This window comes from Streptomyces sp. NPDC045968 (assembly GCF_056430475.1).
In genome coordinates this window covers 139,256-165,483 of sequence record NZ_JBWKLF010000003.1, presented here as the reverse complement: position 1 = coordinate 165,483, position 26,228 = coordinate 139,256, and the positions used below count along the sequence as shown (strand labels likewise).

Annotated in this window: 26 protein-coding genes, 1 tRNA gene and 1 pseudogene; 12 read left to right on the top strand and 16 right to left on the bottom strand. The window is 69.2% G+C overall.

All coding sequences use genetic code 11. From position 1 onward, the window contains the following. The first annotated feature begins 11 nt into the window (after positions 1–11). Entirely contained in the window at positions 12–677 is a 666-nt protein-coding gene (locus tag AC07FA_RS10170; protein ID WP_479075164.1) for a potassium-transporting ATPase subunit C, read from the top strand. 139 nt (positions 678–816) lie between these two features. On the opposite strand, the gene AC07FA_RS10165 is transcribed toward AC07FA_RS10170, so the two are convergent. The 3 genes from AC07FA_RS10165 to AC07FA_RS10155 all read right to left on the bottom strand — a co-directional run bounded on the left by AC07FA_RS10165 (position 817) and on the right by AC07FA_RS10155 (position 3,563). Further along, complete coding sequence (locus AC07FA_RS10165; protein WP_479074461.1) at positions 817–987, bottom strand: hypothetical protein; 171 nt, start codon at positions 985–987, stop codon at positions 817–819. A gap of 131 nt (positions 988–1,118) precedes the next feature. Further along, entirely contained in the window at positions 1,119–1,997 is an 879-nt protein-coding gene (locus AC07FA_RS10160) for a maleylpyruvate isomerase family mycothiol-dependent enzyme (RefSeq protein ID WP_479074460.1), read from the bottom strand. A 57-nt stretch (positions 1,998–2,054) separates the two neighbouring features. After that, a complete protein-coding gene (locus AC07FA_RS10155; protein WP_479074459.1) occupies positions 2,055–3,563 on the bottom strand; it encodes an MFS transporter in 1,509 nt (502 codons plus the stop codon). A 115-nt stretch (positions 3,564–3,678) separates the two neighbouring features. On the opposite strand from AC07FA_RS10155, the gene AC07FA_RS10150 reads away from it, so the two are divergent. Both AC07FA_RS10150 and AC07FA_RS10145 read left to right on the top strand, forming a co-directional pair. Next, positions 3,679–4,116, top strand: coding sequence for a MarR family winged helix-turn-helix transcriptional regulator (locus tag AC07FA_RS10150; RefSeq protein WP_479074458.1), 438 nt, complete (start codon positions 3,679–3,681; stop codon positions 4,114–4,116). Between the two features lie 716 nt (positions 4,117–4,832). After that, a pseudogene (locus AC07FA_RS10145) lies at positions 4,833–5,309 on the top strand (tyrosine-type recombinase/integrase); the annotation flags it as partial. A 77-nt stretch (positions 5,310–5,386) separates the two neighbouring features. Here the strand turns inward: AC07FA_RS10145 and AC07FA_RS10140 are convergent. Together AC07FA_RS10140 and AC07FA_RS10135 are read right to left on the bottom strand one after the other, a co-directional pair. Beyond that, positions 5,387–5,460, bottom strand: a tRNA-Pro gene (locus AC07FA_RS10140). Between the two features lie 99 nt (positions 5,461–5,559). Continuing rightward, positions 5,560–6,498 carry a metallophosphoesterase gene (locus tag AC07FA_RS10135; RefSeq protein WP_479074457.1) on the bottom strand — a complete coding sequence of 313 codons (939 nt, stop codon included), beginning with the start codon at positions 6,496–6,498 and terminating at the stop codon, positions 5,560–5,562. A 79-nt stretch (positions 6,499–6,577) separates the two neighbouring features. On the opposite strand from AC07FA_RS10135, the gene AC07FA_RS10130 reads away from it, so the two are divergent. Continuing rightward, positions 6,578–7,042, top strand: a complete 465-nt coding sequence (locus tag AC07FA_RS10130; protein ID WP_479074456.1) for a GatB/YqeY domain-containing protein — start codon at positions 6,578–6,580, stop codon at positions 7,040–7,042. Between the two features lie 80 nt (positions 7,043–7,122). Here AC07FA_RS10130 and AC07FA_RS10125 read toward each other — a convergent pair whose 3' ends face one another. The 3 genes from AC07FA_RS10125 to AC07FA_RS10115 all read right to left on the bottom strand — a co-directional run bounded on the left by AC07FA_RS10125 (position 7,123) and on the right by AC07FA_RS10115 (position 10,806). Then, positions 7,123–7,512 (bottom strand): hypothetical protein, encoded by a 390-nt coding sequence (locus AC07FA_RS10125; protein ID WP_479074455.1) that lies wholly within the window; start codon positions 7,510–7,512, stop codon positions 7,123–7,125. Between the two features lie 69 nt (positions 7,513–7,581). Beyond that, on the bottom strand, positions 7,582–8,034 hold the full coding sequence (locus AC07FA_RS10120; RefSeq protein WP_479074453.1) for a PASTA domain-containing protein: 453 nt from the start codon (positions 8,032–8,034) through the stop codon (positions 7,582–7,584). Positions 8,035–8,550: 516 nt separating this feature from the next. Beyond that, on the bottom strand, positions 8,551–10,806 hold the full coding sequence (locus AC07FA_RS10115; RefSeq protein ID WP_479074451.1) for a transglycosylase domain-containing protein: 2,256 nt from the start codon (positions 10,804–10,806) through the stop codon (positions 8,551–8,553). A gap of 406 nt (positions 10,807–11,212) precedes the next feature. Between AC07FA_RS10115 and AC07FA_RS10110 the strand changes: the two genes are divergently transcribed. Further along, positions 11,213–11,563 carry a WhiB family transcriptional regulator gene (locus tag AC07FA_RS10110; RefSeq protein WP_328910953.1) on the top strand — a complete coding sequence of 117 codons (351 nt, stop codon included), beginning with the start codon at positions 11,213–11,215 and terminating at the stop codon, positions 11,561–11,563. Positions 11,564–11,607: 44 nt separating this feature from the next. On the opposite strand, the gene bagB is transcribed toward AC07FA_RS10110, so the two are convergent. Together bagB and bagA are read right to left on the bottom strand one after the other, a co-directional pair. Further along, on the bottom strand, positions 11,608–12,957 hold the full coding sequence (gene bagB / locus AC07FA_RS10105) for an ATPase BagB (RefSeq protein WP_479074450.1): 1,350 nt from the start codon (positions 12,955–12,957) through the stop codon (positions 11,608–11,610). Beyond that, positions 12,954–13,928 (bottom strand): ATPase BagA, encoded by a 975-nt coding sequence (bagA, locus tag AC07FA_RS10100; RefSeq protein WP_479074448.1) that lies wholly within the window; start codon positions 13,926–13,928, stop codon positions 12,954–12,956. Before bagA ends, bagB begins: the two co-directional genes overlap by 4 nt. 72 nt (positions 13,929–14,000) lie before the next feature. Between bagA and AC07FA_RS10095 the strand changes: the two genes are divergently transcribed. The 4 genes from AC07FA_RS10095 (at position 14,001) to AC07FA_RS10080 (ending at position 16,515) form a co-directional block, all read left to right on the top strand. After that, positions 14,001–14,159 (top strand): Sp36 family protein, encoded by a 159-nt coding sequence (locus AC07FA_RS10095; RefSeq protein ID WP_019992579.1) that lies wholly within the window; start codon positions 14,001–14,003, stop codon positions 14,157–14,159. Further along, positions 14,159–14,629: a RidA family protein gene (locus AC07FA_RS10090; RefSeq protein WP_479074447.1), complete on the top strand. Its 471-nt coding sequence runs from the start codon at positions 14,159–14,161 to the stop codon at positions 14,627–14,629. Before AC07FA_RS10095 ends, AC07FA_RS10090 begins: the two co-directional genes overlap by 1 nt. A 165-nt stretch (positions 14,630–14,794) precedes the next feature. Beyond that, positions 14,795–15,688 carry an NUDIX hydrolase gene (locus tag AC07FA_RS10085; protein ID WP_479074446.1) on the top strand — a complete coding sequence of 298 codons (894 nt, stop codon included), beginning with the start codon at positions 14,795–14,797 and terminating at the stop codon, positions 15,686–15,688. Further along, positions 15,685–16,515: an MBL fold metallo-hydrolase gene (locus tag AC07FA_RS10080; protein WP_479074445.1), complete on the top strand. Its 831-nt coding sequence runs from the start codon at positions 15,685–15,687 to the stop codon at positions 16,513–16,515. Before AC07FA_RS10085 ends, AC07FA_RS10080 begins: the two co-directional genes overlap by 4 nt. A 69-nt stretch (positions 16,516–16,584) precedes the next feature. Here AC07FA_RS10080 and AC07FA_RS10075 read toward each other — a convergent pair whose 3' ends face one another. Continuing rightward, positions 16,585–17,259 (bottom strand): Crp/Fnr family transcriptional regulator, encoded by a 675-nt coding sequence (locus AC07FA_RS10075; RefSeq protein WP_014046869.1) that lies wholly within the window; start codon positions 17,257–17,259, stop codon positions 16,585–16,587. Positions 17,260–17,488: 229 nt separating this feature from the next. On the opposite strand from AC07FA_RS10075, the gene nth reads away from it, so the two are divergent. From nth to AC07FA_RS10060, 3 genes are all read left to right on the top strand, one after another. Then, the gene (gene nth, locus AC07FA_RS10070) at positions 17,489–18,511 is read left to right on the top strand and encodes an endonuclease III (protein ID WP_479074444.1); all 1,023 of its coding nucleotides are present in this window, start codon (positions 17,489–17,491) and stop codon (positions 18,509–18,511) included. Between the two features lie 93 nt (positions 18,512–18,604). Continuing rightward, on the top strand, positions 18,605–19,357 hold the full coding sequence (locus AC07FA_RS10065) for an NUDIX hydrolase (protein ID WP_479074443.1): 753 nt from the start codon (positions 18,605–18,607) through the stop codon (positions 19,355–19,357). Positions 19,358–19,456: 99 nt separating this feature from the next. Beyond that, positions 19,457–20,656, top strand: a complete 1,200-nt coding sequence (locus AC07FA_RS10060; RefSeq protein ID WP_479074441.1) for a MarP family serine protease — start codon at positions 19,457–19,459, stop codon at positions 20,654–20,656. A 69-nt stretch (positions 20,657–20,725) separates the two neighbouring features. On the opposite strand, the gene AC07FA_RS10055 is transcribed toward AC07FA_RS10060, so the two are convergent. From AC07FA_RS10055 to acs, 5 genes are all read right to left on the bottom strand, one after another. Next, complete coding sequence (locus AC07FA_RS10055; protein WP_479074439.1) at positions 20,726–20,929, bottom strand: hypothetical protein; 204 nt, start codon at positions 20,927–20,929, stop codon at positions 20,726–20,728. A gap of 105 nt (positions 20,930–21,034) precedes the next feature. Beyond that, positions 21,035–22,012 (bottom strand): alpha/beta fold hydrolase, encoded by a 978-nt coding sequence (locus tag AC07FA_RS10050; protein WP_479074437.1) that lies wholly within the window; start codon positions 22,010–22,012, stop codon positions 21,035–21,037. Then, a complete protein-coding gene (locus AC07FA_RS10045; protein ID WP_479074436.1) occupies positions 22,009–22,539 on the bottom strand; it encodes a phage holin family protein in 531 nt (176 codons plus the stop codon). The genes AC07FA_RS10050 and AC07FA_RS10045 overlap by 4 nt, the downstream gene beginning before the upstream one ends. A gap of 39 nt (positions 22,540–22,578) precedes the next feature. Next, on the bottom strand, positions 22,579–24,021 hold the full coding sequence (gene nhaA / locus AC07FA_RS10040) for a Na+/H+ antiporter NhaA (RefSeq protein ID WP_479074435.1): 1,443 nt from the start codon (positions 24,019–24,021) through the stop codon (positions 22,579–22,581). 192 nt (positions 24,022–24,213) lie between these two features. Further along, the gene (gene acs / locus AC07FA_RS10035; protein WP_479074434.1) at positions 24,214–26,208 is read right to left on the bottom strand and encodes an acetate--CoA ligase; all 1,995 of its coding nucleotides are present in this window, start codon (positions 26,206–26,208) and stop codon (positions 24,214–24,216) included. Positions 26,209–26,228: the final 20 nt, after the last annotated feature.

Genomic DNA, 26,228 nt, shown 5'->3' with positions numbered 1-26,228 from the left:
TGCAGATCACCATGACCAACTCCCTCGGCAACACCGCCCGGATGCTCGGTGCCGGACTGCGGGCCCTGCTCGTCCTGACCGTGATCTGCGGGGTCGTCTACCCGCTCGCGGTCACGGGCGTCGCCCAGGCCCTGTTCCACGACAAGGCGAACGGCTCGGAGATCACGTCGGAAGGCCGGACCGTCGGCTCCGCACTCATCGGGCAGCGCTACGACCTGCCGCTGAAGGAGGGGAAGGAGACGGCGGCCCCGGACCTCAGATGGTTCCAGCCGCGCCCGTCCAACGGCCTCGGCGCCAACAACGCCAACACGCGGTACGCGCTCATCCTCTCCGGCGCGACCAACCGTTCCGGCGACAACGCGGAACTGATCCAGTGGGTGAAGGACGCCAAGGCAGCGGTGGTGACGGACAACTCGACACCCGGCCACCCGGTCGAACCGTCCGACGTCCCGGCCGACGCCGTGACGTCCTCCGGTTCGGGCCTGGACCCGCACATCTCCCCGGAGTACGCGAAGCTCCAGGTCAACCGGGTCGCTGAGAAGAACAACCTCGACGTCGAGCAGGTGGGCCGACTGGTCACCGGCCACACGGACGCCCGCGCCCTCGGCTTCATCGGCGAGCCCCGCGTCAACGTTCTCCAGCTCAACGTCGCACTCAGGGCCCTGATGGAGAAGTGAGGGCCGTGACCGGGAAGTGAGGGCCGAAACGGACGGGCGGCCCCGGAGTGCTGGGTCCAGTTCCCAGCACTCCGGGGCCGCCCCTTCGTACGCGAAGGCTGCTCACCCGCTCGTCCCCGAAGGGCCGGCGCCGCAGGGCTCAGTTGTGCCCGAACTTCCGCTCCTTCTTGTGCGAAACGCTCTCCCCGATCGCGCGTACCGCCTCGGGCGAGGCCTCTGTCGGCCTCTGCTCCTTGGTCTCCGCGGTGGCACTGCGCTCATGACCACCGGTGCGAGCACCACGGTTCTGCCGGCTCTGTTTCTTGCTCACGACCACGCCTCCTGTCAGCGTCCCGGACGGTGGGGCACTTTCCAGATTCGCATGTGCGTACGAAGGTCGCATGTCGGGCATGACCGAGGCCCCGGGTGCGTCAGGAGCGGGAGGGTGATCGGCGCCCCGGCTCAGAACGCGGAGTTGGCGAACCAGTGCGTCAGCAGGGCCTCGTCCCCCTCGTGCGAGAGCGCCGCGGAGCTGTGGTGCAGACGGCCGTAGACGAGAAGCAGCAGGTCGCGCGCGGCTCCCTGGACGGTCGCGTCAGCGGTCTCCGCCATCGTCTCTGCCATCGTCCCCGTCCCCGTCCCCGTCCCCGTCCCCGTCCCCGTCTCCGTCTCCGTCTCCGTCCCCGTCTCCGTCTTCGCGCGGGCCGAGGCGAGAGCGAAGCCGTCGGGCCGCAGGCGGACGAGCCAGTCACCCTCCCCGTCGGTGGCGCGGAAACGGATGGTCCTTCCGGGGCCGCGCAGGTTGACGACCTCGGGGGCGAAGGAGGCGGCGAAGGGCAGGTTGACGAGGAACTCGTCGATCCCGTCGATGGCCACCGCGCGGTCGATCACGGGCCGGAGCCCGAGGGCCAGCTCGGCGTCGGCCCGGTGCAGCAGGGTCTCGAAGAGCATTCGGCGCGCCCAGAAGCGGGCGTGCTGATCGACGCCCCACGCCCACATCGGCAGGCCCGGGTCGGTGACCGCGAAGGCGTCGGCGGCGACGCGCGCGCTCTCGGCCAGCCAGTCGGCGTACGCGTCCTCCTGGTCCGGGAGGCGCAGGTCCACCGTGCGGCTCCGCGGGGCCTCCTGGACGCCCTCCCGCAACAGGGCCGAGAACCAGCGCTGGACGCTGCCGGTGTGCCTGACCAGGTCGGCCAGGGTCCAGTCGGGGCAGCTGGGTACCGGGGTCGCCAGGTCGGCGCCCCTGACCACCGTGACGAACCGGGCGGTCTCCGCCGCGACCTGCGCGCGGTGGTCGACGATGGGAGCCGATGCCTGGCTGGGGTGGCCGGAGGTCTTCATCGTGGCGTGCCTTTCAGGGAGTTCGTGAGGGCGTGCGGGCGTGGACGCCCCCGCCGTTCAGACGAGTTCGGCGTCCGCTGCGGCCTGTGCGGGTTCCGCCGTCCCGGACCCCGCGACCTTCCGCAGCACCGGCGTACGCGGCGCATGCGACGACTTGAGCCCGATGAGAGCGACGGCCACGACCAGGGCGAACGCCGCCCCGGCGATGGCGAAGCTCAGCGTGAACTGGCTCTCCTGGGGCAGCACGGGCATCCCGGCCGGGAGTGCGATGGTCTTCGACGCGAGCAGCGAGGTGATCACCGCGCTGGCGACGGCGCTGCCGACCGAGCGGGAGATGGAGTTGAGGCCGTTGGCGATGCCGGACTGGTGGGCCGGGACGCCGGCGACGATGAGCGCCGGCATGGCGGCGTAACCGAAGCTGATCGCCAGACCGATGACCATGCCGGCGCCGATCACCGAGGCGGTGGTGTCGTGCGCGACGGTCAGCCACGTGAAGCCGAGGACTCCGAAGCAGGCCCCCGCGGCCAGCGTGGTGCGCGCGCCGAGCCGTCGCACGAGCACACCACCGAACTGGGCGCCGACGAGCGAGACGAGCGTGGCCGGCAGCAGGTAGGCGACGGACGCGCCGAGCACCGAGGCGCCGAATCCGTAACCGGCGAGGTCCTCGGGCACCTGCACGAGGTACGAGACGCCGATGAACTGGGCGAACATCGCGAATCCCAGCAACAGCCCGGCCAGGTTGGTGAAGAGAACGGGCCGGTGGACGAACATCTTCATGTCCACCATCGGCTCACTGACCCGGCTCTCGGTGACGGCCCACACGCCCGCCATGACGACCGCGCCCACGAAGGCGCCGAGCGTACGGCCGGACGTCCATCCCCACTCGTGTCCCTGCGAGATCGGCAGAAGCAGCAGCACGAGCAGCATCGCGAGGGTGAGCGCGCCCAGCCAGTCGGTCCGCCCCCCGGTCTTCGTACGGGAGGGAGGCACCGCGAACAGCACCCCCGCCAGCGCCACCACGGCGAGCACGACCGCGAGCCAGAAGACCCGGTGGTAGTCGGGATCGGAGCCCTGGGTGAGCAGTCCGGCGCCGACCAGCGCGAGCCCGCTGCCGAAGGCCAGCGTGCCGCTGACCAGGGCCATGGCCCCGTGCAGCTTCTGCGGCTTGATCTCCTCACGCAGTACGGACAGGGCGAGCGGGAAGATCGCGGTCGCCGCCCCCTGCATCACCCGGCCCACGATCAGCCAGGTCAGCGAGCTGGTGGTGGCCGCGAGCACCGAGCCCGCGATCATCACGAGCAGGACACCGATGAGGGTGGGCCTCTTGCCGTGCTGGTCACCGAAGCGGCCGAGCAGGGGGGTGAAGACGGCGGCCGAAAGCAGCGTGGCCGTGGTCACCCAACTGGCGTTCGCCGTGGTGGCGTTCAGGTCGCTCTGGATGATGCCCAGGATCGGAACGACCAGGGTCTGCATCATCGAGACCACCATGGCGGCCAGACCGAGGGCGAGGACGACCGCGGTCTGCCCGGAGGCGCGTGGGGGAGTCGCGTGATGTGCGTGGGACACGGAACTTCTCTCTCGACTACTTGACAACCTAGATGCTTGAGAACGTCAAGCAACGGGTTAGACGGTAAACGTCAATATTTGAGATCGTCAAGTTTCCTGAGGTAAGGTGATCCGCATGACAGGATCTCCCCGCGTCGACACGGCCCAGCTCATGGAGCTGCTCTCGGTGTCGCTCGGTGCCTACTACGGCGACTTCACGGTCGCGGCGGCGAGTGAGAATCTCACGGCGAGCCAGGGCAAGACGCTGACTGTGCTGCGCCGGGGCCCGGCCGCGATGCGCGTCCTGGCCGACACGCTGACCTGCGACGCCTCCAACATGACGGGGATCATCGACCGGCTGGAGAAGCGCGGCCTGGTCCGCCGCGAAGCCAACCCCACCGACCGGCGCGTCAAGAATGTGGTCCTCACGCCCGAGGGCAAGCGCGTCATCGACGTGATCCGCGCCAGGATGCACACCACGCTGGACGGCCTGAACCAGCTCAGCGACCAGGACAGGGACGCCCTGTACGTCCTGCTGGAACGCGTCTTCGTCTCCCGCCCCGCTGCCGCCTGACCGACCACGGCAAAGGGGGAGCGGACGGCCGCCCCCTGGCTCCCGAAACGGCCCGTACAACACGTCAGGCCCGGTACTGATCTCTCAGTGCCGGGCCTGACGTGATTTGGCTGTCGGGGGTGGCGGGATTTGAACCCACGACCTTTCGTCCCGAAGTAACTCGGGTGGGAGCTCGGCCATGGCCCGGAGCGCCTCTCACCTGTGCTGACGGTCCGCAGACGTTCGCGCTTGTCCGCCGCTGTTCGTCGGCGTTGTCACGCAGTTGGACACTCACGATCGTGAGGCCGGAAGGCAGTGAGCAGGTCACCGACATCTCGAACTTGATGACGGGTATTCGAAGACTGCTCGCGCTTAAGGAGGCTGATGCCCATGACCGCCGCCCCAATCGCCTACAAGGGGCTCGACTTAATGCCGACATGGTTCGTCGTCGTGGTCGCAGTGCTGGCTGCGATCGGGATCATCCTGGCCTATCGACGAGGACGTTGACGGCCAGACCGGAACAGGCGGGCCGCTGTCCACCAGCTGCTGACCGGCGGCCCGTCGGTCTGGTTTTGCTGACCAGCCTCATCCTTATCAGGTCGGTCATGGAGCTCATGGAGCTCGGAGAAAACCGATCTGAGTACGACTCCGGTGCCCGCTGGGGACCGCTCGTGTCCGGCTCGGTTCATCGCCTCGGCTGTGCTACTGCGTCGACGCGTCTCGGAGAGATTGGCGGGCGAGCCCTGAGCTGGGACCACGTGTTCCTGAAGGGCCAGCCGGATGCCGACCCGCCTCAGCCTCCGCACATCGCAGTGTGGCGCTCGGTCCGTCGCGGCGGGGACACGAAGATCCGGAAGTCCCGGCGAACACTCGCTCCGCGGGCACGTTGCGTCGAGGCCCTCTGGCAACAGTTCGAAGAGCAAGGCTGGGTACGGCTCTCGATGCAACCAACGTCCGGCGCGCGTTCCGCCAGGCGCTCAATGAGGCCGTGGGAAATCAACGCCGAAGAGTGGACACCGCGGGAGCTCCGGCACAGGCACAGCTTCGTGTCCCTGCTGTCCGACCGTGGTGTCCCCCTGGAGGAGATCTCTCGCCTGGTTGGCCATTCAGGGACGGCTGTCACCGAGGAGGTCTACCGCAAGCGGATCCGCCCTGTGATCCAGACCGGAGCCGTGGTCACGGACGGGATCTTCCACCGCGGTCCGGAGCGGTAGTCACGTAGATAGACACGCAGTAACGCCAGAGGGCCCTTACCTACCCGGTAAGGGCCCTCTGACCTGCTACTTAGCTGTCGGGGTGGCGGGATTTGAACCCACGACCTCTTCGTCCCGAACGAAGCGCGCTGCCAAGCTGCGCTACACCCCGATGTCACGCGGTCTCCCGGCGACATCGATTACTTTAGCCCACCCGCGGCCGGAGGCGAAATCCGGTTTCTGCGGGTGCCGGAGGCCCCCGGTCCGTGGGTCAGTCGCGCGGCGTGAGGGTCAGCAGCGTCGCCTCGGGCGGGCAGGCGAACCGGACCGGGGTGTAGCGGTTGGTGCCGCAGCCGGCCGAGACGTGCAGATAGGACCGCCGGCCCCCGGCCGTGTGGGTGGAGAGGCCCTTGACCCGGTCCGTGTCCAGGTCGCAGTTGGTGACGAGGGCCCCGTAGAAGGGGATGCAGAGCTGGCCGCCGTGCGTGTGGCCCGCCAGGATCAGGGGGTAGCCCTCGGCCGTGAAGGCGTCGAGGGAGCGCAGGTACGGGGCGTGGACCACGCCGATGGAGAGGTCCGCGCCGGTCTCGGGGCCGCCCGCGACCTCCGCGTAACGGTCGCGCTTGATGTGCGGGTCGTCGAGGCCGGTGAAGGCGATCTCCAGGCCGTCGAGCTTCAGCCGTCCGCGCGTATTGGACAGGCCCAGCCAGCCCGCCTCGTCGAACGCGTCCCGCATCGGCTCCCACGGGTTGTGGACGACGCCGACCGCCGGGGCGTTGCCGTTGAGGCCGTGGTTGCCCTGCATCTTCTCGAACAGATACCGGGCGGGGTTACGGAGCTTGGGGCCGTAGTAGTCGTTGGAACCGAAGACGTAGACCCCGGGGAGCTCCATCAGCGGACCGAGCGCGTCGAGCACCTCCGGTACGGCTTCCGGGTCCGAGAGGTTGTCGCCGGTGTTCACCACGAAGTCGGGGCGCAGGCCCGCGAGCGACTGGAGCCAGGCCCGCTTCTTGCGCTGGCCGGACACCATGTGGATGTCGGAGACCTGGAGCACGCGCAACGGGCGTGCCCCGTGCGGGAGTACAGGAACCGTGATCCGTCGCAGGCGGAACGAGCGGGCCTCGAATCCGGCGGCGTAAGCGAGACCGGCGACGCCGACCGCAGCGCCGACAGCCGTGACTTTCAGGGGTACTCCGTAGCGTGCGCGCATGTGCCCATCGTCGCAGACACGGTGCCGCGACAGGAAAACGCACGGGCGGCAGGTGCCCCGTACCTGTCACAATCGCCGCATGACCACGCTCAAGTCCAAGCTCAAGGAAGACCTCACCACGGCCATGAAGGCGCGTGACGAGCTGACCTCGTCCACCCTCCGGCTGACCCTCACCGCGATCACCAAGGAGGAGGTCAGCGGCAAGACGGCGCGCGAACTCTCCGACGACGAGGTGCAGAAGGTGATCGCCCGGGAGGCGAAGAAGCGCCGCGAGGCCGCGGAGGCATTCGCTCAGGGCGGCCGGCAGGAGCAGGCCGACCGGGAGAAGGCCGAGGGCGAGCTGCTCGACGCGTACCTTCCCAAGCAGCTCAACGACGAGGAGCTCACGGACATCGTCGCCGCCGCGGTCGAGGAGGCGAAGGCCGCCGGAGCCGAGGGGCCGCGCGCGATGGGCGCCGTCATGAAGATCGTGAACCCGAAGGTGGCGGGCCTCGCCGAGGGCGGCCGGGTGGCCGCGACGGTGAAGAAGCTCCTCGCGGGCTGATCACCGGTTCGGGACCCACCGCCTGACGGGCCCCCGGCGGGCGTTCTGCCTCCGCCGGGGGCCCGTCATCGGCGCGTGGATCAGCTGAAGGTCGAGACCGACTCCAGCATGTGGTCGTAGCTGTCCCAGTGGATGCCGCCGGTCACGGTCCCGTCGTAGACGCCGGTGTACGCCACGAGGGCGACGTGACGGTCCTCGGGGAGCGACATGTCCACGTCGCGCGTCGAGCCGGCCTTGGTCCGGTTCCAGTAGTAGTACGTGGTGTCCCCCTGCACGACGAGCCGGGCCACCGTCGACTTGCCGTCACTGACCAGGTCGGTGATGTAGAGGTGCTCGCCGTAGGGCTCGAACTTGGCCTTGCCCAGCTGGGACGCGGTGTAGATGGTCACGGCGGGGTCGTCGGCCTGCGCCGAGGACGCCGTGATTCCTCCCACGAGCAGAACTGCGGAGGCGATGGTTACGGCGCGCATTGCGTGACGCATATAAATGACCTTTCGGTTGTGGCTATCGGAGATGCAGCCCGGTCCGTGCGCTTTGAATCATTCAGGCTGAATCTTCTGAGTGGTCCGACAGTTGGCCGCGATGAGCATGAGGACTTTTCCGTCAGCCGTGAACGGGCTTCCTGCGGCAGGGGACTGAGAACAGACCTGCCAATTCCTCGCTGCCCGGGCGTCGAGCGGCCTGGACGGTTTATCCCGGTCCCGGGCCGTCATGCGGTCGGGCCGGAAGCCGGTCGCGGCCATCAGGGCCGCGGCTTCGCCGGTGGTCCTGCCCGTTACGTCGGGGACCGCGGGGCGTGGCACGTCGGCGCCCCTCTTCGCGGGGCAGTCCTCCGCCGATGGCACCACGAACAGGTCGACCGCGCTGAGCTCCGGCTTGTCCTCCGTGAAGCACACCTCGTACTTCCGGGTCATCTCCGGCGGTATGTATCTGCCCAGGGAGGTCGCGTCCCGGACCGAGAGTCCGAGTCCCGCGGACGTCACCTCGTCCACGACCTCCACGAGCGGAGTCCCCGGCTTCACGCTCCGGAAGCCGGCCTCGTCCTTGGGCCGTGAGGCCTCGGGTGATGATCCGCAGCCTGCGACGAGCGACGAGGACGCGAGGAGAAAGACAATGGCTCTTGCCGTCCCGATAAATCGCAACCGTCTTTACGCCCTTGTTTTTTCGTGTGCGCCGCAAAGTGAGTAATAAATACTCGCGGCTCTTTCTTCTTCGATCATAGGTGGGGAAGACGTGGTGAGGACGGGGCGGAGGTCAAGATATACGGAACAAGGTCGTCCGGTACTGCGTTGGGTGAAATCCAGGTGTCACAAAGTCGTTTGTGGGTGGAATTTATGGATTCGCCACGCAGGTCAGGAGTCGCGTTTTTCACGAAGAGTCACGTGAGCTTGGTCACGTAGGGGTGAAGCACGAAGAGGGTGCCCCGGGATCATCCCGGGGCACCCTCTTCGTGCTTCTACGCGATCAGCGCCGCCCGCGCACCGAGGTGCGTGAACCAAGCCGGCGGATCAGTTCCGGCCGCCGCCGGTGCCGTCTCCCCAGTCACCGTCACCACCGGTGGCGCCGCCGAGGAGGCCGGGCAGGGAGATGTCGTCGCCGGGGTTGGCGTCGTCACCACGGCCGCCGTTGCCGTTCTCGTCCCTGTCACCCCTGTCGCCCCTGTCGCCCTTCTCTTCCTTCTCGGGCTTCGTGTTGCCGCGCGGAATCTTGACGTAGTTGAACGAGGGCGTTTCGCCGGCGCTCAGCATCTCGGTCATCGCGGTCCGCCAGATCGGGCCGGGAAGGCAGCCACCGCAGACCTTGTCGTAGTACTGGCCGCCGATGGTGATGTTGTACATGCCGCGCTTCTCGCCGACGTCGTCGCCGACCCAGACCGCGGTGGACAGGTTCGGGGTGTAGCCGACGAACCAGGCGTCCTTGCGGTCATCGGTGGTACCGGTCTTGCCCGCGTTGTCGCGGTCGGTGAGTCCGGCCTGGGCGCCGGTCCCGTCCTCGACGACGCCCTTGAGCATCTGGTTGATCATGTCGGCGGTGCGCTCGCTCATCGCCTGGTTGCAGACGCTCTTCGGGACGGGCAGCGACTTGCCGGCCCGCGTGGTGACCGCCTCGATGGCGACGGGAGAGCAGTACGTGCCGCGGTTGGCGAAGGCGGCGTAGGTGGAGGCCATGCCCAGCGGGGTGTTCTCCGCGACCCCGAGGGTGATCGACGCGTCCTCGCCGAGCTTCCTTCCCGTGCCCGCCTCGTACCCGAGCTTCTTCGCCATGGTGACGGTCTCGCACAGACCGACCTTCTGCTCCAGCCGCGCGAAGTAGGTGTTGATGGACTTGCCCAGCGCGCTGGTCAGGTCGTAGGGGCCCTTCTCGGACTCGAGCTCGTTCTGCACGGGCCACTGGCCCGAGCCGGTCGGGCTGCCGGCGCAGGTCCGGTAGTCGCTCTTCGCCATGCTGATCTTCCACGGGTCGTCGTAGACCGTGGTCGGGCTGACGCCGCCCTCCAGAGCGGCGGCCGCGGTGATGGGCTTGAACGTCGAGCCGACCTGGAAGCCGTACGTCGTACCGCCCATGTCGCTGCCGACGGCGAGGTTGATCACCGTCTCGTTCTTCGTCCCGTCGAGCCCGTACGGCCGCGACTGTCCCATCGAGAGGATCTTGCCGGTGCCGGGCTGGACCTGGACGACCGAGGCGGCGACGCCGTCGTCCTTGTTGACGCGGGAGGTGGCCGCCTTGTTGGCCGCCGCCTGCGCCTCGGGGTCGAGGGTGGTCTTGATGGTCAGGCCGCCGAGGTCCCACAGCTTCTGCCGGTCGGCCTCGGTCTTGCCGAACGCGGGGTCGGACAGGACGGTCTTGCGGACGTAGTTGCAGAAGAAGCCGGCGCCCTCGACGGCGGTGATGCAGCCGCTGCGGGGCTTGCTGACCTTCAGGCCGAGCGGGGTGGCCATGGCTTTCTCGGCCTCGGCCTGCGTGATGCTCTTGGTCGCGGCCATACGCTGCAGCACGGTGTTGCGACGCTTGGTCGCCTCCTGTGCGTCGTTGACCGGGTCGTAGCGGCTCGGCGACTGGACGATGCCGGCCAGCATCGCCGCTTCCGCCAGTTCGAGCTTCTTGGCGGGCTTGGAGAAGTAGCGCTGGGACGCGGCCTCGATGCCGTACGCCTGCTGCCCGAAGAACGTGATGTTGAGGTAGTTCTCCAGGATCTTCTTCTTGCCGAGCTCTTCCTCGACCTGGATCGCGTACTTGAGCTCGCGGACCTTGCGGCCCAGCGTCTGCTGGGTGGCCGCCGCGACCTTCGCCTGGTCGTCGCCCGCCTCTTCGACGAAGACGTTCTTCACGTACTGCTGGGTGAGGGTCGACGCACCCTGTGCCGCCCCGCCGGCCTGCACGTTGCGGTTCATCGCGCGCAGGATGCCCTTTAGGTCGACGGCCCCGTGCTCGTAGAAGCGCGAGTCCTCGATCGCGATGATCGCGTCCTGCATGTACGGGGAGATGTCCTTGAGCGGTACGACGGTCCGGTCGCGCGAGTAGTCGGTCGCGATGAGACCGCCGTCGCTGTCCAGGATCTTGGTGCGCTGACTGAGCGGTGGCGTCTTGAGGTTGGAAGGGATTTCGTCGAATCCCTCGACCGTCCCCTTGGCCGCGAGGCCGAGCACTCCGGCGGCAGGCAGTGCGATACCTGCCAGGACAGCTCCGGATAGTGCGGCGACACCGAGGAACTTGGCGGCCTGCTGGGTCGTCGTGAGACCCCCGCCCGAGCGCTTCTTTGGCATGGGGGCAGCCTACGTTCTCATTCGCCGGACAGGCGTATATGCGTTGGCCTAAGCTGCTCTCAACTGTCACAGCAGTCCGGTTTCATATCAACCCCCGTGCAGTTCCAGCCATCTCCGTTCGCAGTGTCTCCGCGGCCCCCGGCGTTCCCGAATTCGCCTTGTGTGTCACGGATTGCCCGCAGCGACTTGGGTGCACTATCCCGATTTCAGGGTGATGGTCTCGTATGTCCTCCCCTCACTCCTCTGGGTGATCTGCCGCGTACGCATAGTCCGTTCGGGCCATCGAAGATTGGGCCCGAAGGGGGTGTTGTGCCGTCCCTACCTTCCGTAACGTCCTCAACTGGTGGCGGTGAATATGCCGCCGCCGCCGTGGGGGAGCCTCGATTCGGGAGAGGACGGCGCCGGCATGGGCTGGGTAACCGACTGGAGTGCGCAGGCAGCCTGCCGCACTACCGATCCGGATGAACTGTTCGTACAAGGGGCAGCGCAGAACAGGGCCAAGGCGGTGTGCACCGGTTGTCCGGTGCGGACCGAATGCCTGGCCGACGCGCTGGACAATCGCGTCGAATTCGGCGTGTGGGGCGGAATGACGGAGCGGGAGCGCCGCGCACTACTGCGCAGACGGCCCACCGTCACGTCCTGGCGTCGCCTGCTGGAGACCGCTCGCAGTGAATACGAGCAGTCGACGGGCATCCTGCCCGCAGCGGTCGGCCTGGACGACGACGTGCTGCACGAGACGTTCGCCGCCGTGGGGTAGGCCCACGAGCCCGCGCCCCACTAGGGGGTGACGGGCGGTAGGGCCTAGGCAGCTCCGGCCGGAGCGGAAGCGGAACCGGCCGCGAGCCGGTCTCCGATGGCTCGGAGACCCGCCAGGTCGTGTACATCGCCGGGCAGCGCGGCCACTTCGGTGACTGCGACCTCGGGATGGAGTGCGGTGAAGCGGTCGCGTGTGCGCTGTTCGCGCGCGACGACCTGCATGCGCTCGGCGTGCAGCCGCAGCAGACCTGCGGTCAGCTGCTCGACCGAGTGCTCGGCTGATGCGGAAGGGCCGGGTTCATCACGCGGCTCGTGCGGTTCATTCGGCTCGTGCGAATCGTCGCGTTCGTCGGGGGGCAGCGGTGTGCCAGGGGCTTCGGGAGAGGCGCCCGCCGGGTCCACCGGGTCACTGAGGCCAGCCTTCCCTGTCGTCTGATCCACAATGCCGCGCTCTTCAAGATTTTCCGCGGCGGCCAGCGCACGCTCCGCGGTCAGCCGGGAAGCCTCGCTGCCGTGCACCCGGTTGAGCACCAGCCCGGCCAGAGGCATCTCCTCCGCTGCCAGCCGCTCCACGAAGTACGCGGCCTCGCGCAGCGCGTCCCGCTCGGGCGTCGCGACGACGAGGAACGCCGTGCCGGGCGCCTGGAGCAGCTTGTAGGTGGCATCGGCCCGGCTACGGAATCCGCCGAACATCGAGTCCATCGCTGCGACGAAGGTCTGTACGTCGCGGAGGAACTGACCGCCGAGCAGCTTGCCGAGCGTCCCCGTCATCATCGACATGCCGACATTGAGGAACTTCATCCCGGCCCGGCCGCCGATCTTCGCCGGAGCCACCAGCAGCCGGATGAACTTTCCGTCCAGGAACGAACCCAGACGCTTCGGCGCGTCCAGGAAGTCCAGCGCGGAGCGCGAGGGCGGCGTGTCGACGATGATCAGATCCCACTCGTCGCGGGCCCTCAGCTGCCCCAGCTTCTCCATCGCCATGTACTCCTGCGTGCCCGCGAAACCGGCCGACAGGGACTGGTAGAAGGGGTTCTCCAGGATCGCGCGGGCCCGGTCGGCGTCGGTGTGCGCCTCGACGGTCTCGTCGAAGGTCCGCTTCATGTCGAGCATCATGGCGTGCAGTTCGCCGCCGCCCGCGCCGTCGATCTCCTCGACCCGGCGCGGGATGTTGTCCAGCTGGCCGATGCCCATGGACTGGGCGAGCCGGCGGGCCGGGTCGATGGTGAGGACCACCGCCTTGCGCCCGCGTTCGGCTGCCCGTACGCCGAGAGCGGCGGCCGTCGTGGTCTTGCCGACCCCGCCGGAGCCGCAGCACACGACGATCCGGATCTCCGGGTCGTCCAGGAGCGCATCCGTGTCCAGCCCCGGTGCGACGTCCGAACCCAGCGTCATGACCCCACCTCTTCCCCTGCGCCCTGTTTACGGAGCTCGGCCGCCAGGTCGTACAGCGCGGGGAGGTCCACACCCTCGCCGATCAGCGGGAGTTCTGCCGTGGGCAGCTCCAGACCGGCCAGCACGGCGCGCTGCTCGCGCTCCAGCGAGACCCGCTGGGCGTGCTCGGCCGCCTGCGCGACCAGCGGCCGTACGAGTGCGGCGGAGCCGGTCACGCCCGACCGGGTCAGCGTCTTCGCGATCTCCTTGCGACGGGCCCCGGAGGCCGTCCGCAGCGCGTCCTCGTCCAGCAGGTGCGGGCGCACCATGTTCACGATGACCCGGCCCACGGGCAGCTCGGCCGCACGGAGCTCGGCGATGCCGTCCGCGGTCTCCTGGACCGGCATCTCCTCCAGCAGCGTCACGAGGTGGACCGCGGTCTCCGGGGACTTCAGGACCCGCATCACGGCCTGTGCCTGATTGTGTATCGGGCCGATCTTCGCCAGCCCTGCGACCTCGTCGTTCACGTTGAGGAAGCGGGTGATGCGTCCGGTGGGAGGCGCGTCCATGACCACGTGGTCGTAGACGAAACGTCCCCGCTTGTCCTTGCGGCGTACGGCTTCGCACGCCTTGCCGGTCAGCAGGACGTCCCGGACCCCCGGTGCGATGGTGGTGGCGAAATCGATCGCCCCGAGCTTCTTGAGCGCCCGGCCGGCGCTGCCCAGTTTGTAGAACATCTGGAGGTAGTCGAGGAGGGCACGCTCGGCGTCGATCGCCAGGGCATGGACCTCCCCGCCGCCCGGCGCGACGGCGATCTTGCGCTCCTCGTAGGGGAGCGCTTCCGACTCGAAGAGCTGGGCGATGCCCTGTCTGCCCTCGACCTCGACGAGGAGGGTGCGCTTCCCCTCGGTCGCGAGGGCGAGCGCGAGGGCGGCGGCGACCGTGGTCTTACCGGTACCGCCCTTGCCGCTGACGACCTGGAACCTGCTCACGTCCTGGAGCCTAACCAGTCGTGCCCCGGGCTACGCACGAGGCCGCACGTGCCAGGTATTACAGTCGGCTCCATGACCAAGTGGGAATACGCGACCGTGCCCCTTCTCGTGCACGCGACCAAGCAGATTCTGGACACCTGGGGCGAGGACGGCTGGGAGCTCGTCCAGGTCGTGCCCGGCCCGAACAACCCCGAGCAGCTCGTGGCGTACCTGAAGCGGGAGAAGCCGTAGTGGCGGGCGTGGTCGAGGCGCGCCTCGCCGAGCTGGGCCTGACGCTCCCGGACGTCGTGCCGCCGCTCGCGTCGTACCAGCCGGCCGTGCAGTCCGGGGTGTACGTCTACACCTCCGGTCAGCTGCCGATGGTGGAGGGCAAGCTCGCGGTGACCGGCAAGGTCGGCGCCGAGGTGACGCCCGACGAGGCGAAGGAGCTCGCCAGGACGTGCGCGCTCAACGCCCTTGCGGCGGTGAAGTCGGTCGCGGGTGACCTGGACCGGATCGCCCGGGTCGTGAAGGTCGTGGGCTTCGTCGCCTCGGCCGCCGACTTCACCGGTCAGCCGGCCGTGATCAACGGTGCGAGCGAGCTGCTGGGCGAGGTCCTCGGCGACAAGGGCGTGCACGCGCGCAGCGCCGTGGGCGTCGCGGTGCTGCCGCTGGACGCGCCGGTGGAGGTCGAGGTGCAGGTCGAGCTCGTCGACGCCTGAGCCGTCTCCTGTACGCCTGCGATGATCCCGTCCGGTCCGTGTGACCGGGCGGGATCGCGCGTGTAAGGGGCAAGGGAGCGCCCCAGGGGGAGCATGCGTGTAAGGGGCATGTACGAATCACCCGCGGCCCTCGAACATCGGGACGGTTCCGGATAGCCTCCGGCCATGTCCAATGGTCAGTGGTACCCACCGGAATGGCCCGACCGGATTCGGGCCCTCGCCGCAGGCGAGCTGACAGCCGTGGCCCCCAGGCGGGCCGCCACCGTGATGCTGCTCCGGGACCCTGCCGCGGGCACCGGGGGTGGGCCCACCGTGCACATGCTGCGTCGCCGCACCTCCATGGCGTTCGCCGGGGGTGCGTACGCCTATCCGGGTGGCGGAGTCGATCCGCGCGACGACGACCACCTGGTCGGCTGGGCCGGGCCTTCGCTCGACCACTGGGCGGAGCGGCTCGGCGTCGCCACGGTGACCGAGGCGCAGGCCATCGTCTGCGCGGCCGTGCGCGAGACGTACGAGGAGGCGGGCGTCCTCCTGGCGGGGCCGACGGCAGGCACGGTCGTCAGCGACACGACCGGGGCGGACTGGGAGGCCGACCGCGAGGCGCTGGTCGCCCGTGAGCTGTCCTTCGCGGAATTCCTGGACCGGCGTGGTCTGCTGCTGCGTTCCGACCTGCTCGGCGCGTGGGCGCGGTGGATCACCCCGGAGTTCGAACCGCGCCGCTACGACACCTGGTTCTTCGTCGCCGCGCTCCCCGAGGGCCAGCGCACCCGTAACGCGTCCACCGAGGCCGACAGGACCGTGTGGATCGCCCCCGGCGAGGCGGCCGACGGCTACGACAGGGGCGAACTGCTGATGATGCCGCCCACCGTGTCCACGCTGCGGACGCTCAGGCCGTACGGGACGGCCGCGGAGGCCCTGAAGGCGGCAGACACCCAGGACCTCGCTCCCGTACTCGCACAGGCCCGCCTGGACGGCGACGAGCTGGTGCTGAGCTGGCCGGGACACGACGAGTTCACCAAACACATCCCGGCCGGGAGCACGGAGGGCGAGGGCGCATGAGCGACGCGGAGGCACTTCCCGGGCAGCCGCGGGGCGGAGTCCTCTCCGGCCCCGCCACCACCCGTACGGTCAACGTCCTCGCCCCGAACGCGTCGGCGATGACGCTGGACGGCACCAACACCTGGATCGTGGCCGAACCCGGCTCGGACCTGGCCGTCGTCATCGACCCGGGCCCGCTGGACGAGGCCCACCTGCGGGCGGTGATCGACACCGCCGAGCGGGCCGGGCGCCGAGTCGCGCTCACCCTCCTCACCCACGGCCACGCCGACCACGCGGAGGGCGCGGCACGCTTCGCCGAGCTGACCCGTACGAAGGTGCGCGCCCTGGACGCGGCGCTGCGGCTGGGCGACGAGGGGCTGGGGGCGCGCGATGTGATCACCACCGGCGGACTCGAACTCCGGGTGGTCCCGACCCCTGGGCACACCGCGGACTCGCTCTCCTTCCACCTGCCGGCCGACGGAGCGGTGCTCACGGGTGACACGGTCCTGGGACGCGGTACGTCGATGGTGGCGCACCCGGACGGGCGGCTGGGCGACTACCTCGACTCGCTGCGGCGCCTGCGCTCGCTGACGGTCGACGACGGAGTGCACACCGTCCTGCCGGGGCACGGGCCGGTCCTGGAGGACGCGCAGGGGGCGCTGGAGTTCTATCTCGCCCATCGCGCGCACCGCCTGGCCCAGGTGGAGACGGCGGTGGAGTCGGGCCGCCGGTCGCCTTCGGACGTGGTGTCCCACGTGTACGCCGACGTGGACCGCTCGCTGTGGCCCGCGGCGGAACTGTCGGTGCGGGCCCAGCTGGAGTATCTGACCGAGCACGGACTCATCTAGAGCTTCGCGGGCGACCGGGAACGCGGAAGGGCCCCGCCGTCCGGCGGGGCCCTTCGCACAGGTGCGGGGTCAGCGTGAGCGCTTCGCCAGCCGCTCCACGTCCAGCAGGATCACCGCGCGCGCCTCAAGGCGCAGCCAGCCGCGTCCGGCGAAGTCCGCGAGCGCCTTGTTGACCGTCTCGCGGGAGGCGCCGACCAGCTGGGCCAGCTCTTCCTGGGTCAGGTCGTGCACGACGTGGATGCCCTCCTCCGACTGCACGCCGAAGCGGCGCGACAGGTCGAGGAGCGCACGGGCGACACGGCCCGGTACGTCGGAGAAGACCAGGTCGGACATCTGGTCGTTGGTCTTGCGCAGCCGCCGGGCGACCGCACGCAGAAGCGCGGTGGCCACCTCGGGGCGGGCGTTCAGCCAGGGCTGGAGGTCGCCGTGCCCGAGGCCGAGGAGCTTGACCTCGGTCAGGGCCGTCGCCGTCGCGGTGCGCGGGCCCGGGTCGAAGAGCGACAGCTCTCCGATGAGCTCGCCGGGACCGAGGACGGCCAGCATGTTCTCGCGCCCGTCGGGGGAGGTGCGGTGGAGCTTCACCTTGCCCTCGGTGACCACATACAGGCGGTCGCCCGGGTCGCCCTCGTGGAACAGCGCGTCGCCGCGCGCGAGGGTCACCTCACTCATCGAGGCGCGGAGCTCCGCGGCCTGCTCATCATCGAGCGCCGCGAAAAGCGGGGCGCGCCGCAGAACGTCGTCCACGAGTTCTCTCCTTGTCGGCCTGTTCAGGGAACCGTGGTCCCCATGATGCCGGACGGTAAAACAGTGCGATCAATCACAAACCAGTTTGACGCACGGACGTGCCGGACCGTACGGCAGGGGGCCGATTGGGCGCGGATGCGCAGTGACCGGGGCGGATGTCAGTGCCGGGCTCTAGGCTGGCCGGGTGTCCAGAATGCCGGTGAGAGCACAGGTCGAGGGGGCTGATGGGGTGTCGGAAGGCCCTGATTCCGCTGTGGGCGAACAGTTCGCACGTCGCCCCGCAAATGCCACAAAACACCCGGACGAGACCACTGCGGGGCAGCCCGCGACGAAGGCAGGGAAGACGACGAAGGCAGTGAAGACGACGAGGGCAGTGAAGACGGAGAGGCCAGTGACGGAGACGAAGGCGGTGGCGGAGACGAAGACGACCGGGTCGACGAGGGCGGCCAAGCCCCCGAAGACGGCCAAGCCCGCGAAGACGGCGAAACCGGAATCGCACCTCGCCATGGTGCGCCGCGCGCGCCGGATCAACCGCGAGCTCGCCGAGGTCTATCCGTACGCCCATCCGGAGTTGGACTTCCGCAACCCCTTCGAGCTTCTCGTCGCCACCGTGCTCTCGGCGCAGACCACCGACCTGCGGGTCAACCAGACCACTCCCGCGCTGTTCGCCGCCTACCCGACCCCTGAGGACATGGCGGCGGCCGTTCCGGAAAAACTGGAAGAGCTCATTCGGCCGACCGGCTTCTTCCGGGCCAAGACCAAGTCGCTGATAGGCCTTTCGACCGCCATCCGGGACAACTTCGGCGGCGAGGTCCCCGGCCGGCTCGTCGACCTGGTGACGCTGCCCGGCGTGGGCCGCAAGACCGCCAACGTCGTGCTGGGCAACGCGTTCGGGGTCCCCGGCATCACGGTGGACACGCACTTCGGCCGGCTGGTCCGCCGCTGGAAGTGGACCGACCAGGAGGACCCGGAGAAGGTCGAGGCAGACGTGGCCGCGATCTTCCCGAAGAGCGAGTGGACGATGCTCTCCCACCGCGTGGTCTTCCACGGCCGGCGCGTCTGCCACTCCCGCAAGCCCGCCTGCGGCGCCTGCGCCATCGCGCCGCTCTGTCCTTCGTACGGTGAAGGGGAGACGGACCCCGAGAAGGCGAGCAAGCTCCTGAAGTACGAGATGGGCGGCTACCCGGGCCAGCGCCTCAGCCCTCCGCCCGACTACCCGGGCAAACCGGCACCGCCCCTCGGGGCCGAATGAGGGACGGGAACGGCCCGGCCCGTATCGAAGCGAGCGAAATGGCCCCGGAACGAAATGGCCGATGACAGGCGTTGTGAAACGGAGGGGGTGCATATGACGCACGCGCAGAGCACGCGGTCCGCTCCGACCGCGGGGACGGACTCGCCCGCCGGTGACGGACCGGGCACGCCCCACGGCGACTTGGTCCCCGTCACCACCGAGGGGCTGCCCGACTGGCTCGACCCGGTCGCCCGCGCGGCGCGGAAGATCCGGCCCCAGCAGCTCAGCCGCTTCCTGCCGCCCGAGAGCGGTGCGGGCCGCCAGTCCGCCGTCCTGATCCTGTTCGGCGAAGGCGAACGCGGCCCGGAACTGCTCCTCATGGAACGCTCCAGCTCCCTGCGCTCCCACGCCGGCCAGCCGTCCTTCCCCGGCGGCGCCCTGGACCCCGAGGACGGCGATCCGGCGACCACCGGGCCGCTCAGGGCCGCGCTGCGGGAGGCGCAGGAGGAGACGGGGCTCGATCCGCGGGGCGTCCAGCTCTTCGGCGTGCTGCCCCGGACGTACATCCCGGTGAGCAGCTTCGTGGTGACGCCCGTTCTCGGCTGGTGGCGGGCGCCGAGCCCCATCGGCGTCGTCGACCCGGCCGAGACCGCCCGGGTCTTCACGGTCCCCGTGGCGGATCTCACGGACCCGGCCAACCGCGTGACCACCGTGTACCCCAGCGGCCATCCGGGGCCGTCGTTCCTGGTCGAATCCGCCCTCGTCTGGGGGTTCACGGCCGGTGTGATCGACCGGATTCTGCATTACGCGGGCTGGGAGCGCCCCTGGGACCCGACCAGACAGGTGCCGCTCGACTGGCGCCCATGACAGGCTGACTGCTCCATCCCGTGCTGCGCTGCTCCGGCCCGGCCCGGATCCCGTCGGACGGACGACGGGCCAGGTGACGAATCTGCGAGGCTAGAGACGGTGAACGTGCTGGACATCCTGCTGCTGGTCGGCGCCGTGTGGTTCGCGGTCATCGGCTACCGCCAGGGTTTCGTCGTCGGCATCCTGTCGGTGATCGGCTTTCTGGGCGGCGGACTCGTCGCCGTGTATCTGCTGCCGTTCATCTGGGACCAGGCGACCGACGGTTCCGAGGTCTCCTCCACGGCCGCCGTTGTCGCGGTCATCATCGTGATCGTGTGCGCCTCGGCGGGCCAGGCGTTCACCACCCACCTGGGCAACAGGCTCCGCGGGCACATCACGTGGTCGCCCGCGCGCGCTCTGGACGCCACCGGCGGTTCCCTGGTCAACGTCGTGGCGATGCTCCTGGTCGCCTGGCTGATCGGCTCGGCACTGGCCGGCACATCGCTGCCCACGCTCGGCAAGGAGGTCCGTAACTCCAAGGTCCTTCTCGGCGTCTCACGGGTGATGCCCGATCAGGCGTCCACCTGGTTCACCGACTTCTCCTCGGTGCTCGCGCAGAACGGCTTCCCTCAGGTCTTCAGCCCGTTCGCCAACGAGCCCATCACCGAGGTCAGCGCCCCGGACCCGGCCCTGGCCGGCAGCCCCGTCGCCGCCCGTGCCAAGAAGTCCATCGTCAAGGTCGTGGGCATGGCTCCCGGTTGCGGCAAGGTCCTCGAAGGCACCGGCTTCGTCTTCTCCGACCGCCGCGTCATGACCAACGCCCACGTCGTGGGCGGAGTCGACGAGCCGACCGTCCAGATCGGCGGCGAGGGCCGGCTGTACGACGCGAAGGTCGTGCTCTACGACTGGCAGCGCGACATCGCCGTACTGGACGTGCCGGACCTCGAGGCCAAGCCCCTGCGCTTCGCCGGCGGCGACGCGGAGACCGGTGACGGCGCGATCGTCGCGGGCTTCCCGGAGAACGGCGCCTACGACGTACGCTCCGCCCGCGTCCGCGGGCGCATCGACGCCGACGGCCCGGACATCTACCACCGGGGCACGGTCCGCCGCGATGTGTACTCGCTCTACACGACCGTGCGGCAGGGCAACTCCGGTGGCCCGCTGCTCACTCCGGACGGACAGGTGTACGGAGTGGTGTTCGCCAAGTCCCTCGACGACCCGGACACCGGATACGCGCTGACGGTCGACGAGATCCGCCAGGACATCGAGCGCGGCCGGAGTGCGAACCAGCAGGTCGACAGCCAGAGTTGCGCGCTCTAGGGCCTGCCCGGCCCTGAGCCGCCGGACAGGCCCTGGGCCTGCGAGTCCTGGTGTGGGAAGGGGACCGCGTCATCCCCGGGGATGACGCAGCCGCGCCGAGACCCAGCGGGCCCGGCGGCGGAGAATGCGCGGAATTCCAAGCTGGGGATCATGAAAGTCATACACTTCGTGCACCCGGCCCTGCGGGCCGCCCCCCTCGTGAGTGCTCGGACCGACCGTTGCGGTCGAGCGGCGGTTGCGTGCTGCGTCACCGAAGTCGTGCGTCCAGCCCATACCCCGACGTCTGCCCGGCACCCAAGGTCGGTAATCGTGGGGAAGTCAGCCAATTGGCCTATGCGGCAGGCAATTGGCTGTTCGTCGGACACGTGTGCCCCTGTGTCAGCGGTCGGGTTCGGGGTCCTTGAGCCAGTTGATGAGTTCGGTCGAGAAACCCACCGGGTCCTCCTCGTGGGGGAAGTGCCCCAGACCGTCGAAAAGTCGCCAACGGTACGGCGCTTCCACGTACTCGCCGGACCCGGCGGAACTCCGCGTACGGATCGCCGGATCGAGTGAACCGTGCAGATGCAGCGTCGGTACGCGCACCGGCCGCTTCATCCGCCGGTTGAACTGGACGCCGTCCGGCCGGGCCATGGACCGCACCATCCAGCGGTACGGCTCGATCGAGCAGTGTGCCGTCGACGGGATCGACATCGCGCGCCGGTAGACGTCCAGCGTCTTGTCGTCGGGGAAGTCCGCGGTTCCAGGCCCCGACCACTCCGTGATCAGCCGGCCCACGAGGGCCGCCTCGTCGGCGACGAGCCCGCGCTCCGGCAGCCACGGCCGCTGGAAACCCCAGACGTAGGACCCCGCCCGGGACTGCGCGAAGTCGGAGAGCATCGCGGAGCGCCAGCGGCGCGGGTGCGGCATCGAGGACACCACGAGCCTTCGGACCAGCTTCGGCCGCATGACGGCGGCGGTCCAGGCGAGATAGCCGCCCAGGTCGTGGCCGACCAGCGCCGCGTCCGGCTCACCCAGCGAGCGGATCACGCCGGTGACGTCGAGAGCCAGGTTGGCGGGGTCGTACCCCCGGGGCGTACGGTCGCTGCCGCCGACCCCGCGCAGGTCCATGGCCACGGCACGGAACCCGGCGTCGGCCAGGGCGGTCATCTGGTGGCGCCATGTCCACCAGAACTGCGGGAAGCCGTGCAGCAGGAGCACCAGGGGCCCGTCGCCCAGCTCGGCGATGTGGAAGCGGGCACCATTGGCCGCCACGTCCCGGTGGGTCCATGGACCGTCGAGGCGTACGGGACTGCCGGAACCGGCCTGGCCCAGAGGGCCTGCTGCCGGAGCGAACGCACTGGAATCAGGGACCGTCATGTGGACGAGCGTGCCACAGTGGACGCCTTGTCCTGGACCGGGCGGCTTTCGATGGCCTTGTCCGAGGGGGTGCTGCCGAACGTCGTGCGGGCCGTACCGGGCAGGGGCTCGGGCCGCGGGTGGGGCTTGACGCCCTGGAGGACGGCGGCGGTCTGCTTGGCGGAGGCGATGGACTTCTCCGGCGGCTTGAGCTGGCCGAACTTGATCTTCGCGAGCAGCGCGAAGAGCGCGCCGACCACGATGTACGCGCCGCCGACGATCAGGAAGCACCAGGCCAGCCCGAGACCGGAACTGTGGATCCAGTAGGCGAGCGCGAAGCTGAACATGGGGATCGAGGCCAGGAACAGCACCCCCATGATGGCGCCGGCCACACCGCCCACCGCGCCACGCTTCACGTCCTGGCGGAGTTCCGCCTTGGCCAGTGCGATCTCGTCGTGCACCAGTGCCGACATCTCGGACGTCGCCGCGGCGACCAACTGTCCGAGACTGCGGTCGCCATTGCCCGCGTAGTTGCCGGGGTCGCTCATCCCTGACTCCCTCTCCTCTTCAACACATCCGGTGTCAGATCATGCCGGACTGTCCGTCCTGTTGCTCGTTGCCCCCGCCGCTCGGGCCAGACGGCGATGCTCGGCGGCCTTCTTTTCGAGGATCGCGGCCATCCGGAGGTGGTACTCCGGATTGCCCTGCTCGTAGACATCGGGGACGCCGTCCTCGTCCTCGTCGAGCTCCTCGGCGTCGTAGAGGGCCCGGTATCTGCGTACCCGCAGTTTGAGGAGTACACCGGAGAGTACGGCCGCAATCAGGGAACCCATGAGCACGGCGGCCTTGATCTCGTTGACCGTCTCACCCTCGCCCTCGAACGCGAGTTCCCCGATGAGCAGTGAGACGGTGAAGCCGATACCGGCGAGCGAGGCGACGGCGAAGAGATCGGCCCAGGCCAGGTCCTTGTTGAGCTCCGCTTTGGTGAAGCGGGCGGCGAGCCAGGTCCCGCCGAAGATGCCGACGGTCTTGCCGACCACGAGGCCGAGGACGACACCGAGCGTTTCGGGCTGGGTGAAGACGCCGGCGACGGCGTCGCCCTGGAGGGAGACGCCGGCGGAGAACAGCGCGAACAGCGGTACGGCGAAACCGGCCGACAGCGGGCGGACGAGGTGCTCGATGTGCTCCCCGGGGGAGTGCGCCTCGCCGTCACGCGTCGTGCAGCGCAGCATCAGACCCATGGCGACACCGGCGATGGTCGCGTGGACACCGCTGTTGTACATCAGCCCCCAGATGACCAGGGCCAGCGGTACGTAGATGTACCAGCCCTTGATCTCGGCACGGAGCAGGAAGTAGAAGACGACCAGGCCCACGACCGCTCCGCCGAGCGCCATGAAGTCGATGCTGTCGGTGAAGAAGACCGCGATGATCAGGATCGCGAAGAGGTCGTCGACCACGGCGAGGGTGAGCAGGAACGCCCGTAGGGCGGAGGGCAGCGAGGTGCCGATGACCGCGAGCACGGCGAGGGCGAAGGCGATGTCGGTGGCGGTGGGGACCGCCCAGCCGGCCAGGGTTCCGCCGCCGAGTACGGCCGTCAGGGTGTAGACGAGGGCCGGGACGGCCATGCCGCAGAGCGCGGCGATGACCGGCAGGGCGGCCGCTCTGGGGTCCTTCAGTTCGCCCGCGACCAGTTCACGCTTGAGCTCGACACCGGCGACGAAGAAGAAGACGGCGAGAAGGCCATCGGCGGCCCAGTGGGCCACGGAGAGGTTCAGTCCCAGTGCTTCGGGACCGAGGTGGAAGTGGCTGACCGACTCGTAACTTCCCCCGAAGGTATTCGCCCAGATCAGCGCGGCCACGGCGGCGACCAGCAGGATGATGCCGCCGACCGTCTCGGTGCGCAGCGCTTCGGCGACGTAGTTCCGCTCGGGCAGGGAAAGGCGGCCGAGGACGGTGCGGCGGGGGGAGGGCGGGGTGGGAGTGGGCGCGGCCACGGTGGAGACCTCCGGGTCGGTACGGCAGCGGGGCATGGCTGGAGCACTTGCCGACCAGACTTCCCGGCGCACCTAGTGGAGATTTCTTATGACGTTGTTGACGGAGTCATCACTGTACCTGGGGGTACCGGAGCCGTATCGAACGATCTTCAGACTAAATGCCCGAGGGGCACCCGGCTCGTTGCCGGGTGCCCCTCGGTGCGGTGGCTGTCAGTGATGCGGTGGCTGTCAGTCCTCGGACGAGGAGGGCAGCTGCGTCGTGATCAGGTCCATCACCGTCGAGTCGGCCAGCGTGGTGACGTCGCCGACCTCGCGGTTCTCGGCGACATCGCGCAGCAGACGGCGCATGATCTTGCCGGAGCGGGTCTTGGGCAGTTCGGCGACCGGCAGGACCCGCTTGGGCTTGGCGATCGGGCCGAGCGTGGTGCCCACGTGGTTGCGCAGGTCCGCCACCAGTTCGTCCGAAGCGGTGGCCGTGCCACGCAGTATCACGAAGGCCACGATGGCCTGGCCCGTCGTCTCGTCGGCTGCGCCCACGACGGCGGCCTCGGCGACCGCCGGGTGCGAGACGAGTGCGGACTCGACCTCGGTGGTCGAGATGTTGTGCCCGGAGACGAGCATGACGTCGTCGACCCGGCCCAGCAGCCAGATGTCGCCGTCCTCGTCCTTCTTGGCGCCGTCGCCCGCGAAGTACTTGCCTTCGAAGCGTGACCAGTAGGTGTCGAGGAAGCGCTGGTCGTCGCCCCAGATGGTGCGGAGCATCGACGGCCACGGCTCGGTCAGGACGAGGTAGCCGCCCCCGCCGTCCGGGACCTCGCGGGCCTCGTCGTCGACGACGGTGGCCGAGATGCCGGGCAGCGCGCGCTGCGCCGAACCGGGCTTGGTCGCCGTGACGCCGGGCAGCGGCGAGATCATCATCGCGCCGGTCTCGGTCTGCCACCAGGTGTCCACGATCGGGCACTTGTCGGCGCCGATGTGCTTGCGGTACCACATCCACGCCTCGGGGTTGATCGGCTCACCGACCGAACCGAGGACGCGCAGCGACGACAGGTCGAACTTGGCGGGGATGTCGTCACCCCACTTCATGAACGTACGGATCGCCGTCGGCGCGGTGTAGAGGATGGTGACGCCGTACTTCTGCACGATCTCCCAGAAACGCCCCTGGTGCGGGGTGTCGGGCGTGCCCTCGTACATGACCTGGGTGGCGCCGTTGGCCAGCGGCCCGTAGACGATGTACGAGTGGCCGGTGACCCAGCCGATGTCGGCGGTGCACCAGTAGACGTCGGTCTCCGGCTTGAGGTCGAAGACCGCGTGGTGGGTGTAGGCCGCCTGGGTGAGGTAGCCGCCGGAGGTGTGCAGGATGCCCTTGGGCTTACCCGTCGTACCCGAGGTGTAGAGGATGAAGAGCGGGTGCTCCGCGTCGAATGCCTCGGGGGTGTGTTCGGCGGACTGCCGGGCGGTGATCTCGTGCCACCAGACGTCGCGGCCCTCGGTCCACGCCGTGTCCTGTCCGGTGCGCCGCACCACGAGGACGTGTTCGACCGACGCGATACGCGAGACGGCGTCGTCCACCGCGGGCTTGAGCGCGGAGGGCTTGCCGCGGCGGTAGCCGCCGTCGGCGGTGATGACGACCTTGGCGTCCGCGTCCTCGATGCGCGCGGCGATGGCGTCGGCGGAGAAGCCGCCGAAGACGACCGAGTGCGCGGCGCCGATGCGGGCGCAGGCCAGCATCGCGACAGCGGCCTCGGGGATCATCGGCAGGTAGACGGCGACCCGGTCGCCCGCGACGACACCGAGTTCGGTGAGGGCGTTGGCGGCGCGGGAGACCTCGTCCTTCAGCTCCGCGTAGGTGAGGGCGCGGCTGTCGCCGGGCTCGCCCTCGAAGTGGATGGCGACCCGGTCGCCGTTACCCGCCTCGACGTGGCGGTCCACGCAGTTGTACGCGACGTTGAGCTTGCCGTCCGCGAACCACTTCGCGAAGGGCGGGTTGCTCCAGTCGAGCGTCTCGGTCGGCTCCGTGGCCCAGGTCAGGCGGCGGGCCTGCTCGGCCCAGAAGCCCAGCCGGTCCGCCTCGGCCTGCTCGTACGCCTGCGCTGTGACATTGGCGTCGGCGGCCAGCTCGGCAGGCGGAGCGAACTTCCGCTCTTCCCGAAGCAGGTTGGCGAGGCTTTCGTTGCTCACGACTTCTCCCAGTCCCAGGGTGTCCGTTGTGTCCCGGGGCATAGCTCATCAGGCCAAAGGCC